Origin of the sequence: Flammeovirga agarivorans (assembly GCF_012641475.1) — a bacterium.
In the GTDB taxonomy this organism is placed as follows: domain Bacteria; phylum Bacteroidota; class Bacteroidia; order Cytophagales; family Flammeovirgaceae; genus Flammeovirga; species Flammeovirga agarivorans.
Genome location: NZ_JABAIL010000002.1, coordinates 585,952 through 601,281, shown reverse-complemented (window position 1 = coordinate 601,281; position 15,330 = coordinate 585,952). Strand labels below are relative to the sequence as shown.

At 33.6% G+C, this 15,330-nt stretch carries 11 protein-coding genes; 9 read left to right on the top strand and 2 right to left on the bottom strand.

Translation table 11 applies throughout. From position 1 onward, the window contains the following. Positions 1-51: 51 nt before the first annotated feature. From HGP29_RS07200 to HGP29_RS07175, 6 genes are all read left to right on the top strand, one after another. Positions 52-594, top strand: a complete 543-nt coding sequence (locus HGP29_RS07200; protein WP_168881693.1) for a hypothetical protein — start codon at positions 52-54, stop codon at positions 592-594. A gap of 193 nt (positions 595-787) precedes the next feature. After that, entirely contained in the window at positions 788-3,127 is a 2,340-nt protein-coding gene (locus tag HGP29_RS07195) for an Orn/Lys/Arg family decarboxylase (RefSeq protein WP_168881692.1), read from the top strand. A gap of 218 nt (positions 3,128-3,345) precedes the next feature. Then, positions 3,346-4,665: a H(+)/Cl(-) exchange transporter ClcA gene (clcA, locus tag HGP29_RS07190; protein ID WP_168881691.1), complete on the top strand. Its 1,320-nt coding sequence runs from the start codon at positions 3,346-3,348 to the stop codon at positions 4,663-4,665. 216 nt (positions 4,666-4,881) lie between these two features. After that, positions 4,882-7,155, top strand: a complete 2,274-nt coding sequence (locus tag HGP29_RS07185; RefSeq protein WP_168881690.1) for an Orn/Lys/Arg family decarboxylase — start codon at positions 4,882-4,884, stop codon at positions 7,153-7,155. 116 nt (positions 7,156-7,271) lie between these two features. Beyond that, the gene (locus HGP29_RS07180) at positions 7,272-8,420 is read left to right on the top strand and encodes a hypothetical protein (protein ID WP_168881689.1); all 1,149 of its coding nucleotides are present in this window, start codon (positions 7,272-7,274) and stop codon (positions 8,418-8,420) included. Positions 8,421-8,492: 72 nt separating this feature from the next. Further along, positions 8,493-9,053: an HdeD family acid-resistance protein gene (locus HGP29_RS07175; protein WP_168881688.1), complete on the top strand. Its 561-nt coding sequence runs from the start codon at positions 8,493-8,495 to the stop codon at positions 9,051-9,053. A gap of 43 nt (positions 9,054-9,096) precedes the next feature. Here the strand turns inward: HGP29_RS07175 and HGP29_RS07170 are convergent, their stop codons facing one another. Continuing rightward, positions 9,097-9,960, bottom strand: a complete 864-nt coding sequence (locus tag HGP29_RS07170; protein WP_168881687.1) for a glucosaminidase domain-containing protein — start codon at positions 9,958-9,960, stop codon at positions 9,097-9,099. A 284-nt stretch (positions 9,961-10,244) separates the two neighbouring features. Between HGP29_RS07170 and HGP29_RS07165 the strand changes: the two genes are divergently transcribed. The 3 genes from HGP29_RS07165 (at position 10,245) to HGP29_RS07155 (ending at position 13,197) form a co-directional block, all read left to right on the top strand. Next, a complete protein-coding gene (locus HGP29_RS07165; RefSeq protein ID WP_168881686.1) occupies positions 10,245-11,156 on the top strand; it encodes a cation diffusion facilitator family transporter in 912 nt (303 codons plus the stop codon). Between the two features lie 129 nt (positions 11,157-11,285). Next, positions 11,286-12,233, top strand: coding sequence for a helix-turn-helix domain-containing protein (locus tag HGP29_RS07160; protein WP_168881685.1), 948 nt, complete (start codon positions 11,286-11,288; stop codon positions 12,231-12,233). Between the two features lies 1 nt (position 12,234). Beyond that, positions 12,235-13,197, top strand: a complete 963-nt coding sequence (locus HGP29_RS07155; RefSeq protein ID WP_168881684.1) for a helix-turn-helix domain-containing protein — start codon at positions 12,235-12,237, stop codon at positions 13,195-13,197. Between the two features lie 39 nt (positions 13,198-13,236). Here the strand turns inward: HGP29_RS07155 and HGP29_RS07150 are convergent, their stop codons facing one another. Next, positions 13,237-15,327 (bottom strand): FUSC family protein, encoded by a 2,091-nt coding sequence (locus HGP29_RS07150; RefSeq protein ID WP_168881683.1) that lies wholly within the window; start codon positions 15,325-15,327, stop codon positions 13,237-13,239. Positions 15,328-15,330: the final 3 nt, after the last annotated feature.

Below are 15,330 nucleotides of genomic sequence, written 5' to 3'. Positions count from 1 at the left end.
TTACACACCATCCTATTTTCACATTACACAAAATATTAAAATCAAAAAAACATGAAACTTAAATCATCTTTAGCATTTGGCCTATTCTTATTTGCCAACGTTACTTTTGCTCAGAAAGCAGTATTAAAAGTTGAACAAATTGGTGAAGAAGAAATTCCAGTAAACTTGGTGGAAGAAATCGAAGAAGACTATTCTGATTTCTATATTGATCAAATTACTGTTATGCCATCAACATTATTACAAGAAGATTTTAAAGTAGTTTATAAGAACAAGCCGGTTACTGGACTTTTCTCAAATACTTATGAGATCGTTTTAAAAACAGTAGACGGAACAGAGAAAATTTACATGAATAAGGATGGAGATGTTCTTATGGTAAAAAAAGATTTAGAAAATGTAGATCTACCTCAGTCAATCACTGATAAAATTAATAAAGACTACCCTGATTGGACTGTTTTAAAGACAATCGAAAAGGTAAGAACTAAATTAAATAAAGGTACTGAATTGTATATGGTTTACATCACAAAAGGAGAAGATAAGAATGTGATCTACTTCACTAAAACTGGTCAGTACATGGATAACAAACACACAAAATAAATACAAAACACACTCATCAATTCTAAATTATGATAGGTGAGTGTGTTTTTAAATTGCTTCATATCAGTCTTATAAAAGAAAGTAATTTACTAATCCTTCTCTCTTTTTTACCAATCAAACAAGATTATAATACGGACATTTGTAGTGTAATCAAACAAGATAAACCTATTCTTTATCATCAATCAAATCAATCATGAAATACAAAAATTTATACCAAGCATTAGTATTCCATAGCGAAGCAGGAAAGGATACTTATATTGGAAAAGTCATCTCTCAGATCGTAGCAAATATTGAATCTTACGGTTATAAAGTTATCCAAACTAACGATGCATTTGAAACAAGAATGGCCATTGAAAATGATGCTTCTATCGCATTATTATTATTAGACCATTCGGATGCAAATACTAAGAACTTAATAGAAAAAGTAAAGGAAAGAGGATTAGAGGCTCCAATATTCCTTTTGAATGAAACAGAAAAAATTACTGAACTTCCTAACGAAATCTTTGAAGAAATTACCGGTGCTTTATACCTACAAGAAGATACACCAGACTTTATGGCGAAACACGTTAGAAAGCATATGGAAGATTATCTTGAAAGTATCAAAACGCCTTTCTTCGGAGGTATGGTAGACTACGTTGAGAAAGGAAATGAAATGTGGTTAGCACCAGGTCATAATGGAGGTGTTTTTTACGAAAAGTCTCCAGTGGGTAAAGCATTTTTCGATCATATGGGAGAAAACTTCTTTCGCTCAGATTTTAATTTCGTTCCAGATTTAGGTGGTATTTTTGATCACTCGGGTGCTTACGGTGAAGCGGAAAAGCAAGCTGCTGAAATCTTTGGTGCAGATCGTACTTACTTCGTATTGAATGGTACTTCTACATCCAATAAAATGGTCAATAATGGTATTCTAACAAAAGGTGATTTAGTGTTATTCGATCGTAATAATCATAAGTCACATCACCATTCAGCTTTGATGTTATCTGGAGCTATTCCGGTATATATGCAAGATGACCGTAATCCATTTGGTATGGTGGGTCCATTAGCATCATCTACTTTAACGGAAGAACATATCCGAGAACAAATCAAAAATAATCCCTTAGTAAAAGATAAAGAAGCTTACAAAAAAGAACGTCCGTTCCGTATGGCTATCATTGAGAATTGTACTTATGATGGAACCATCTACAACGTTCAAGAAATCATAGATAGAATTGGTCACCTTTGTGATTATATCTTCTTTGATGAAGCTTGGGGGGCATTTATGAATTTCCATCCATTATATGCGGGTCACTTTGGATTAGGGTTGAAACAATTAAAAGACAATGACCCAGGGATTGTAGTAACACAATCTACACACAAACAATTGGCGGGCCTTTCTCAAGCTTCACAAATTCATATGAAAGATGATCACTTGGGAGAACAGAAACGTAGAGCTTCTCACCAACGTTTTAATGAGGTATATATGATGCACATGTCTACTTCACCATATTATCCAATGTTTGCTTCATTAGATGTTGGAGCACAAATGATGAAAGGTAAAAATGGTGAATGGTTATGGAATTCAGCCATAGAAATGTCGATTGAGATGGCGAAGAAAGTTAGAGCATTAGCAGCAGAATTCGCTACCAATGATGATTCTGATAAGCAATGGTTTGTAGACCCATTCGTTCCAGATGTAGTGAACATCAAAGATTCTAAATTCTTAGAAAATGGACAATACAAGTGGGAAGACATCGACACAAAAATACTTTCTAAAGAACAACAGGCTTGGTCATTTGAGAAAGGAGCAAAATGGCATGGATACCATGACATAGAAGATAACTATGTGATGAAAGATCCTACAAAATTATTGTTCTTAACACCAGGTTTAGATCGCCAATCAGGTGAATTTGCTGAAATGGGTATTCCTGCTCCAATTCTTAAGGAATACATGAGAGAGAAAGGTATTGTTGCTGAAAAAGCAGATTTCTACTCTATTTTATTCTTATTGACACCAGCTATTGAACGTACAAAAATTTCTACGTTAGTAGCAGAAATGGTGAAGTTCAAAGAGCTTTATGATAATGGAGCTTTGATGGAAGAAGCTCTTCCTGAAATGGCCGCTCAACATCCTGAATTTTACAAAGGGAGAACATTGAAAGAGGTTTGTCAGGAAATGCATGATGTATTAAAGAAATGGCAAGCAGATCAATTGCAAAAGGACATGTTCCAAGAGCAATATTTCCCAACGCCAGTGATGACTCCTTATGATGCTTTCCAAAAGTTCGTTCAGAATGAGGTGGAATATGTTCCAATGGAAGAAATATCGGGTAGAGTTGCAGCAACAATGGCACTTGTTTATCCTCCAGGTATAGGTGTTATTCTTCCTGGTGAACGATATGATGAGAAATGTGAGCCTACAATCAAATACTTCGAAATGTTCCAAGAAACAAATAAAAAATTCCCTGGTTTCGATAATGAAATCCAAGGAGCTTATGAAGAAGTACAAGAAGATGGTTCTGTAAAATACTATACTTATGTAGTGAAAGAAGATTAAGCAACCTTAATCGATATAGTTTATCGGCTGCCTCTTTGTTGAGGTAGTCGATTTTTTTATCTATTTATTTGGTCAAATACTCGGATAGAAACCAATTATTGATGATCACAAGTAGAGTTAGTATTGCAAAAAACTTGTGATATTAAGATATTAAATACTTCACTTTAGAAGTAACCAATTATAAAGAACAACACATTAAAGATGCTCAATTATTCATCATGGAATTACAATCACATTCAGAGACCGTTAAGGAAACGAGACTTTTATTGGTTCTTTCTTTATGCGTAGGAATACTAGTCGGTATAGTTGGAGGAGTATACAATTACTTAACCAATCATCTCGATGTCTTTAGAGATTTTGTAGAAGCACATTTATCCATTACAGGAGTTGTTATCGCTATGGCTTTAGGAACTTTTATCTCTTATGTTTTAGTGAAAAAATATGCTCCAGAAGCAGGAGGAAGCGGTGTTCAGGAAGTAGAAGGCACAATGATAGGCAAGCGGAAAATTAAATGGAAACAAGTAGTTCCTGTAAAATTTTTCGGAGGTATTGCGGCTCAACTGGGAGGAATGGTAGTAGGGAGAGAAGGACCTACAATACACCTCGGAGGAGCAATAGGTGAGATGTTGACGGGCTTTTGGAAAGGATCAAAATACAGTGAAGTAGACATCAGAAACCATTTATTAGCTTGTGGTGCAGGAGCTGGATTAGCCGTTGCTTTTAACGCACCTATTGCGGGAGTACTTTTGGTTATTGAAGAGATGCGTCCTTCATTTAAGTTTAACTTTAGGTCATACACAGGAATCATGATGGCTTCTTTTGTTAGTACTTGGATCGCTCAGTTTATTGTAGGTGATACTTTAGATATACCTGTGGGAGCTGATCAGATTTCAGTAATTCCTCAAGTACATTATTTATCTTTTGTATTATTTGGAGTGTTTATGAGTCTCACAGGTGCAGCATTTTTGTATGCAATTAAAGTGGGGTATAGCGTATTCGACTTTCTAAAAGCAAAAGTACCATATATCACTTTTATAGTGGTAGCCATTTCTTTTGCATTGCTTTTCCAAATCAACCCTAATTACAACAGTTCAGGTATGGATTTATTGGCGAATCATCTTAATGATGCACAATCTCTTCCTGAGTTAGCGAGCTTGATTATAGGTCGTTTGGTTGGAGGTACGATCTCTTTCTGTAGTGGTGTTGTTGGAGGTGTTTTTTCTCCAATGTTGTTTATCGGAGCTTCACTAGGAAAAGTATACGCCCTAATTGCTCCTGGTTTGCATATCTACTCTGCAGAATTGGCAATTATTGGCATGGCAGGGTTCTTTACAGCTGTTGTTGGAGCACCATTAACGGGAGTGATACTTATGTCGGAATTAACAGGACAATATCAATTATTACTTCCTATGGGGATAGTATGTATGGTCGCAGCCATGATGATGCGCTTTTTTGGAGTTAAACCACTCTATGAATCTTTATTAAAAAGGGACATTAGAATCTTTGGAGATGAGAGTCTTAAAAAAGCTAAAAACTAATTGATCACTTTTTTATAAAAATGAGGCATAAACTACAATTTGTGATAAAATAATCATCGTTTGAATAGAATGAGTGCTACTTATAGTAAAAAATACTCCAAGTGAGAAATTATGTTTTTTACCAATTGTAAGTAATTATATACCAATAAATTAAGTAATAATAAGACACCTTTGTGTCATAGAAAATACATCACTTATTCATCAAAATTATCAATCATGAATTTAACAGAATGGCCTTTATTAGTCGTAGCTGATCATCACAAAGATGAGTTTGAAAAAGAAAGATTAGGAGAATTAATACAACAATTAAAAAAGGATAATATTACAGTTATTCCTTCCATAAATATTGAGCACATTGTTGATTTATGTGCAAGTCAAAGAGATATTTCTGGAGTTTTGATCGACATTAATATGAATGCATCAAGAGCTTCAATTTTAGAAGCGGTTGTTGCATTGAGAAAAAGATTCCCTAGATTAAATATCTTTATTCTTGCAGAAAAAAGTTCAGCAGAAGAGTTACCTACTGAAATTTTAGAATCAACGAATGGATTTTATTGGTTAGATGATGATACAGTTACTTTTATGGCTGGTCGTTTATCTCATTTAATTAAAGAATATGCAGAAAGTAACTATGGCCCATTCTTTAAAGGATTGGTAAACTATGTAGATGAGTTCAAGTATGCTTGGCACACTCCAGGACATATGGGAGGGGAAGGCTTTAAAAAGTCTCCAGCCGGTACTGCATTTTATAACTTCTTTGGTGAAAATACTTTGCGTTCAGATTTATCCATCTCTGTTCCTGATTTAGGATCATTATTGGATCATTCTGGTCCAATTGGAGACTCTGAAAAGTTTGCCTCAGATACATTTAACTCCGACCAAACTTATTATATCTTGAATGGTACTTCTACGGTAAACCAAGTGATCTGGAGAAGTCAAGTATCAAGAGATGATTTAGCATTAGTCGATCGTAATTGTCATAAGTCATTGAATTATGCTATGGTTATTACGAATGCCAAACCAATGTATATGATGCCAAGAAGAAATGCTTTAGGTATTATTGGTCCAGTGAAAATGTCTGAGATGACTGAGATGACATCACTTCATAAAAAATCAGCTTCTCCAATTATTTCAGAAGAAGAATTAGGGAAAGATATTGTGATGTCAGCATTGACCAACTCAACATATGATGGTTTGGCTTATAACGTTCGTAAAGTTAAGAAAGAGTTAGGCAACCATGTTAACTATATGCACTTTGATGAGGCTTGGTATGCTTACGCTCGTTTCCACCCGATCTATGATGGTTTTTATGGCATGACGCCAGATGAAAATAAAGAACATCCTCCAGTATTTACTTCACATTCTACACACAAGTTATTGAATGCATTTTCTCAAGGTTCAATGCTTCATATTAAGAATGGTGATAAAGAGGCAATTGTTCCAGACGAATTCAATGAGGCGTATATGATGCATGCATCAACATCTCCAAATTACCCAATGATTGCTTCTTTAGATGTTTCTACTAAAATGATGCATGATAATGGCGTACAGATGAGCCATGATAACATTTTAGATGCTATAGAGCTTCGTCAGAAAATGGTTAGAATACAGAAAGAATTTCTTCAAAAAGGAGAATGGTTCTTTGGTATGTGGCAACCAACGGAATACAAAGGAGAAGCTTTTGAAAGCGTAACTAAAGATACGTTAGCAGAAAATCAAGACGCATGGGTATTGCAACCCAATGCTAAATGGCATGGTTTCGAAGATTTAGAGGAAGACTTCATTCTTTTGGATCCGATTAAACTGACGTTTACAACTCCTGGTGTGGAAGCTGATGGTACTTATACAGAAAATGGTATTCCTGCAGGTATTGTGGCAGATTATCTAATGAATAAAGGCATTGTTACTGAGAAAACAGATACTTATTCTTTCTTAATGTTACACTCTTTCGGTACTTCAAAAGGTAAACAAGGAGAGTTGTTATCAGCGTTATTGAATTTCAAAAAAGATTATGATAATAATACTTCGTTAGAAGTGGTATTCCCTAATCTTTTAGAAGAGTCTGATAAATATCAAGGTATGGGTCTTAAGGATTTATGCGACGCGATGCATCACTTTTACAAGGAGAATAACTTCTTGGCAGAGATGCAGAAAGCTTTCGAAAACCTTCCTGAACAGACCATGAAACCTGCAGATGCTTATGAGCAAGTGGTTCGTAAAAATGTGGAATATACTTACTTGGAAGACATGATGAACAAGATTCCTGCAGTAATGATCGTACCTTATCCTCCGGGAATTCCGGTAATGATGGGTGGTGAAATCTTAAACGATGCATCTAAGGCAGTATACAATTACTTGTCTATTTTAGAAAAATACGAAAACACATTCCCTGGTTACGAAAAAGATATTCACGGTGTTGAAAGAGACATTGTTGATGGAAAAATAAAATACAAAACACTCTGTATTAAAGAAACCAATTTAGGAGAATAAGCACATAAAATACAGTACACCTTTTGGGTGTGCTGTCCCTTACAATGAAACAACATCAATCACAATCTATTTGATATTCACTCACACAGTTCATCTTTATTAATCGATATCTAATCATGAAAAAAAATATTACATTTCTATTGGTGGCTTTCTTTGCTACCCTGGGATCTCTATGGGCTCAGGATTCTAAAACAGACAAGGATTCTGTAACAGTAAAAGACACTAAATACGGAGAATTCTTTAAAAATAATCTTTCTGTAACTATAGATGCTCGTATGGATTATAGAGCATATGGTGAAACCGGACAAACAGATGGATTTAGAGCAATGGATCAGAAATTTCAATTCTCTGATTTCCGTTTTGGAATCAATGGTATGCTTACTAAAAATATTGGTTTTAGTTTCTTGTATTCACCAACATCAACAGATATCGGAGAAAGTGGTATTTCTGATGATATTCAATATGCCAACCTTTGGTACCAATCAGATAATGGGCATTGGTTCTTCCAAGCAGGTAAAGGCTTTATGAATGTTGGTACTATGGAGCAGTACTATGATCCCAACGATGTTTACATGTGGTCAATTATGGGATATAACTTAGGAGTATATAAAACAGGAGTTACTGCTCAGTATACGACAACTTCGGGACAGTCTTTCGGAGCTCAAATCTTAAACTCTCAAGAAACGGATTCACTAGGTGATCAGCATAACTTTGAATACAACGTTTATTGGTATGGTTACCTTGTAAAAGACAAGATCACAACAACAGCGTCATTTACAGTTATCGATGATAAAGATGATTTAAATACAAGTACGCCATTCTCAGCCAATGTGGGTCTACAGTGGACATTCGGAGACTTTATCATTGATACTGACTACGCGATGTCGAAGAATATGCCGAACTTCCAAGATGATGCGTTGTATCAATCAATGCCTATTAAGGTGATGTACAATGGTAAACACTGGAAACCCTATGTAAAATATATTTATAACAACGTTCGTTTCGATCAACCTACCATGACGGTTGCTGATGGAGAGGCAGTATACGATGCTAATATCAATCAAATAGAAATTGCTTTACAATATTACCCATGGGAGGGCAAAAACATCAGATTCCATGTAGTAGGTATGTATATGGACGATGCTAATAGCTATTATGGTGATGGTATTGTTAATTCTAAACCTAACACATCACATTATCAAGGAGACTTTCAGGTAATGGCTGGTGTACGTATTGGTTTCGATGTTCTAAAAGGCTGGAAATAAATTTAATACAACAATAATTGAAGAGGTGTTTGTTAAAGTGCCTCTTCATTTTTTTCTATAAAGATCTTTATAATGAAAACTTCTTCTCTAAAATATTGGTTTGCTCCATTGGTATCAGGCCTATTATTGATCGTACTTAGCTTGTTTACATTAGCGTTTCCTTTGAGTAGTTTTATTTCCCTTTCTATCCTTTTTAGTGCAAGCTTATTTGTAGCAGGGATTGTACAATCTATCTTTGCTATTGAATTTAAACACAGTGGAATTAAATGGTTTTGGGAGTTTCTTTCAGGGTTAGTAGTGATGTTTATCGGTGCCTACTTAATCATGAACCAGGCGGAAAGTATGTTGGTATTAGCGACCTATACAGGTTTGTTTTTTCTATTCAAAGGAGTAGACTATTTAACAAGGGCATTAACAAGAAAAGAACATTTAGGAAATGCTCGAAATGTAATACTTCTGTTCGGGGTAGTAGAAATAATGATAGGTGTTTATTTAACAATGAATCTACTAGTTTCTGAAATATTTACAGTGTATTTATTGGCTTTTGCTTTAATGAATACAGGTGTATTGGAGCTCTACCTAGCGTATAGAGTAAAATGGATGATGAAAGCTCACCATGGAAAACTTTCTTAAAAAAAAGACCTTCTGACATTGAATTGGCAGAAGGTCTTTTTATTTACTTATTGATCTTAACGATCACTTCAGAAGTATTTTTCAATTTACAATGGTCAAATTCATTTAGGTGATAGATACTAATGACTTTTGTAATGGTTTGAATATACCGATCACCAGTTTCTGAATAATGTTTTAGTGCATTGACTAAATCAATACCATCAACAGGAATATTATTATTATTCGCCTGAATTCTTGTATCTCTTAGTTTTTTGTACGCTGGGTGAGTATTGATATTCAATTCATAATCACTAACGGCAGCATAAATACTTTCATAAGCTTGAAGAGCAATATTAGCTGCAGCTGCTGGCATAGAGTTCGGAGAACCTTTTTTTGTATGTTTACCGAAAAGTGCATTCCCCTCAATTGCAAAGCGACTAGTACCCCAACCACTTTCCACAATGGCTTGTGCAATCACTAAAGAAGGAGGTAACGGTAATAGCTTTACTTTTAATTCCTCAATGTTCTTTGCTCTATACTTTTTGAGTAAAGCTTGAATATCTTTTGATTGTTCTGTCTTACCACTTAGTAATAGCTGATTGAGTTGTCTTCGCTCTGAAAGAATATCATTATTAACTTCCAAAGTAGAAGAAAGAATCATCATTATAAAATTATCAACCTTAGTCTGACCGTTTACATCTTTTATAGATGGTTGGATATTATGAACAAAAATGGGTAACGTTTCTTGATACCCTCTCACTTTGTCAATAGACAAGGCATATGATTTAAATACACTATCCAGTTGGGTGTAACTATCGATATAAACGTAAGTGGTTTCTTTCTCTGAATCGTCAATTTTTCCGGGTTCATTGGCCGCATTGACCATAAATGATAAAACTGAGAAGGCCCACAAAAAAAGGTGTCTCATAAGATTACTGTAAAGCTTTAGTCATATAATTTATTTAGTTGCTAGGTGTTTAAGACGAAAAAATCACTTCTAAGACATATAAAAAATGTTTGAAAGCTTTAAATAAATATGTTTTTGAAGTAAAAGTAGAGTGATAGGTTTTTAGTAGTAATCAATCACAAAATGTAAGTAAAGCCACTTTGTCCTTTCGTTTAATAAAAGAGAAAGTTCATGTCTTTATGAACCAATATTTTACACCATGATGCATATACAAGCCTCAAGCTGTCTTTAATCGAATAACAATTATGGAAAAGAAACTAATGCGTTTGTCACTAGTGATGAATGCTGTTTTGGCATTCTCAGGACTATATTTTGGATATAAAGCTCACTCCTCAGCAATTTTGACTGATGGTATGTATTCTTCCTTATTGGCAGTGATGTCTTTCTTGTCTATGGGAGTATTACGCCTTATCCGAAAGCCTCAGTCTAAGACTCATCCTTTTGGTTATTCTGGTTATGAGCCATTGGTTAACCTCTTTAGAGGACTTATGATTTTAATGGTTGTTGTATTCGGTACTTTTGAAAGTATAGATTCTCTTATGCATGGAGGAAATATTATTGATTTTTCTAGTTCACTCATCTACTTTGTATTGTGTTTGTCTGGCTGTATAATCACTTACTTTATTTTCTATTTTCAAAATAGGAAACAGTCGTCTCCGATACTAAAAGTGGAAAAATCGAACTGGCTGATTGATACTTTACTGACTGCCGGAATGGGAATTTCTTTTATGGTAGCTTTCTTTTTGAAAAACTTCTTTCCGGAATTTATTGCTTATGTAGATCCGTTGGTGACAATATTATTATTATTGTCAATAGTGAAAATGCCTTTTGATACCATTAGAGGTGCATTGAAAGAACTATTACAAATGGCTCCGAGTGAAGATATTACCCATACCATCAATAGAGTGTTAAAACAATATTATACTCCTTCTGAAATTTCAGATTATAATCACATGATTACTAAAACAGGTAGGGAAATATATGTTCTAGCAGTGGTCTTACTTAATGAATCACAAGAAAAAGTAGATGGACAATTAAGGTTTGATACGATTGAAAAACATGATGTTTTTCGGGAAACATTATTTAATGATCTGAAATCAATTTACCCAACTATTCGCCTTGATGTCAGTTTCACTTTCGATGCTAAATGGTTATAAAGTGTTCTTCTATTTATATTATTAGAATGACAAATTTTCATATTCTACTAAAGCGATTCTTACCATAATAATAGATAGTATCCTTTATTTAAAATTGATTATTTTTATTAGTAACCTAATTAAATGGTCATGAAGCAAATTATATTAGAAAGTGCTAGAGGAGAGAACTATTTACAATATATCGCAGATAAATTTAATGGAACTACGTTAGGAGATCATGCGGTTTCTTTTGATAATGATACTCTAAAAGGTAGAACAGGTCTAATTCAAGGAGAAAATTATAGGGCAGTTCTTACTGCATATATTACAAAACAGGATTTGGATATTTCTTTCTCTCCTGATGAAACCTATCAATACATCGCTATTTTTTTTCCACAATGGGTTAATTATCATGGTGGGGAAAAACAACAAATACATTTTAATGCTCCTAATGGATTGGTTATTTTACGAAATACAGAAAACTTTACAAGTCTCGTTAGAAAAGGAGTAGAGAAAAAAATTGTATATATCTATTTTAATGAATCCTTTTTACCAAATCTAATTAGTGATAGATTGGAAGGTATTAAGGATTTTGTATATCACTTAGGTAATTATCATCTGGCAACTTGGAAAAAGAGTTTCTTTTTTGATTTAAGGGAACAGTTGCATGAAGACTTCATTGAAGAATATGTACAAGTTAAACTGAAAGAACTCTTCATTCTCTTTCATAATCTTATCTATAGTTATAATGAAACCAATAAGGAAGAGTTGTTTTCAGATTATGAAATAGAGACCATCTATTCAATAAAGGATGTGATAGATAAGAACTTAAAGGAAAAGCCAATTGTAAAACAACTCAGTAGAGATTTTGGAATAAATACAGGTAAAATGTCAAAAGTATTTAAATCCCTTTTTGGAGAGACAATCTATCAGTATTACAAAAAACAAAGAATTCAGGAAGTAAAAGAACAAGTAACCTATACGAATAAAACACTCACTGAAATTGCATTCGATTATGGATTTACGGATGTACAACATTTTTCTAAAAACTTTAAGCAAGCATTTGGAATAACACCTACAGATATTAGAAAGTCTTGAAATGATGGAAAGAATAATAGAATTTGAAAACAGAAGAGGAGAGAACTATCTAGAATATTTATCAAATAAGTTGGGTGGTCAGATAGTAAATGAAAACGAACTAATTATTGATCATGACAAAGCCAGAGGAAAGGTACTTGTAGTAGAAAAATCAAATTTTCGGTTAGTCATTACACAATACCAACCTTATGAAGACACTTATGTAAAGTTTAGCACTGATGAGAAGTACGAATACAATGCAGTGTTTTTCTCTCAGAATATCATTTATCAAAAAAATGAAAAAGAGTCTCTGCAGTTTAGTACGCCTAGAGGATTTATTCTAATGAAAAAATCAGAAAAGTTTACGGTACTAAATAAGGCCAATGAGTTTAAAAAGATAATTGTTATCTACTTCAATAAAGATTCTTTTCCGGAACAGCATCAACATAAACTTGAGAGCATTGATAATTTTGCCTATCATGTAGGAGACAGACATATTGGTATTTGGAAGAAAAATTTTGAAGTAAAAATTGTAGATGTAATACATGAAGATTTACAACGTCAATACCTAAAACTAAAGCTGGAAGAGCTATTTCTTTTATTCCAGAATATTCTTTTTACCCTAGAAAATAATGATAAGAAAACGTTGTATTCTGATTATGAGATAGAGTCTATTTATGCTATTAAAAAAGTAATTGATGCAAACTTATCATTAAAGCCTAATCTTAAAAAGTTGACCATTGATTATGGAATCAGTGCGGTTAAATTGAACAAGATTTATAAATTTTTATTTGGACAGACTGTTTATAACTACTATAAAGAACAGCGTATTCACAAAGCGAAAGATGAGGTGGTCCAGTCTCAAAAGAACTTGACAGAGATAGCCTACGATTATGGGTTTACAGACATTAATCATTTTTCAAAGAGTTTTATTGAAGCCTTTGGCATTACCCCATCAGAGCTGAAAAAGTCATTAAAAAAATAGCAGCAAGTCAAAACCTATCATTGACCTGCTGCTTTAATATTAAGAGAACCTTTCTTCTTTCAATGTAGATATTTTCAGAGAGTTATTGATGTGTATATATCCATACAATGCTTCATAGAAAATACTATAACTACTCAGTACATTAAGCGAATTGAGTTCTTCTTCATTAACACTAGTAGTAATCCGTTTATAAGACATCATTAATGTCGAAAAGATATCTTCTGTATCTCCTTTATTCCCTTTTGATAGAAGTTTCAACTGTTCAGAGATTTCTTCAACAAGTAAAGCCACTTCGTCTTCTAAGTCTTTCTGACAATACTTATTATTCTCATTTTTTTCGATCACATACTGTAGTCGTTTCGATACACTAAACAACATCATGATCAGTTGGTCTAGTTCTTCTTTTTTGACTTGGTTAAAGTATTGGTAATCGATTGAATCTTTGATGATATCTAAACTTTTAGGAATCGTTTTTATATCAGTAAGGAGTAGATTTTTATTAAAAAACGAAGTGTTATTTACAGAGTTTTCTAATAAGATATTGGCACTTTTAAAGAACCTATTAATTTTCTGAACAAACAGTTTTTCTGCTCTGGTAGAACTTAAGAAATAACCAATAACAATCACCCAAAATACATACAGTATATCGAATAAGTTAGAGTTGATAAAGTTATAAAAGTTATACTGCTGACCATTCGAAAAACCAATCATCATAAGACCTAGTGAAGCAGCTATATAGGCAAAACCTCTAAGGTACATATGCTGTAAAAACATATAGATAAATAAGATAAATGCTAAACCGGCAAAACTATTAAATTCAGGAAGAATTAGAGTGTATACGATCGTAAGGCCAATGCAAAGCCAAACGTAAGGCCATAACAGATCTTTTCCTTTCATTTGAGGAGTGTTGGCAATGGCCATAGCGTTTACTCCAGCAGAAGAATACCATTGTATATGGCCTGGAGGATTAAATAGTAGCCAAATAAGAAAACTACTTCCTGTAACAATGACCACATACATTGTTCTTTTCATATAATCTCTATTGATGGAAATAGATTGAAAGTATTCACTAATATATTCCTTGATACTAATTTTATCTTCTTTCTCTTTTTCAATAAAAATAAATGTGATCGAATCTTGTAGGTTTGATATTATACGATGAAGGTTATTGTATTCATTAACTAGTCCTTGTTGGTATACTTTCCCCAAATGACTGAGTGATTTATTAAAATTAGGAGTAGCAAATTGACCTAATGGTTTTACCTCAACAGTTTCTCCATCAATTATATCTTCCAAGTTTCTAATACTATCTTTCACTTGTTTGAAAATAGGGTCAAAATTAACTACTTCAGTCTTTTGATTGATATGGTATATATCCTTCTTGATGACCGAAATACTTGTTATAGTTTCTGTAATTTGTTTGACCTCTTTTAAAATTTGGTTCCACTTTTTCTTGTTGGAAGAACGTATTTTGTTATCAAATAAGCCCCCAGTAATTTCATCTTCAAGTACTATAATCGTCGATTCTAAAGACTTAATCTTAGTATAAAACTCTTCACTAATACTAGAATGACTTAAAGGAGTATTGAGATAGTCAAAAATTGAACTTACTTCTTTAAGGACTTTTTTTAGACTGTTCGAGGCACTACTTTTCTTAAAGTTCGGAGCTACCAATAAGGATACTACAGTATATACAATAATACCAGTAATGTTTTCCATAATTCTATACAAAGCATGTTGGTACATTGTACTTTCCGAATCAGTTACCGTAGTAGAGATAATGAGCATGGTAAAGCCAACGACATTCCAAAAGTAGCTATGCTTTTTATCAGCGATCATCATGTAGGTAGACAGGCCAATCCATATACATACAATGGCCATAAATAAAAATCGGTTTTGTGGTGCCAAACTAATCACAATCAATCCACCGATACTTCCAGGAATTGTTCCTAGAAATCTTAATAATGCTTTCTTTATGGAATCCTCTATCTTAAACATTGGCATAGCCACCATGGCCACGGCAAAGCCAGCCCAGGCAGGGTCATACCAGTTTTGTGATAAAGATATTCCATAAGCAATCACCAAAGCTAGAGCCGCTTTTAATGATTCTCTTATATTTTCTTTTGACATGTT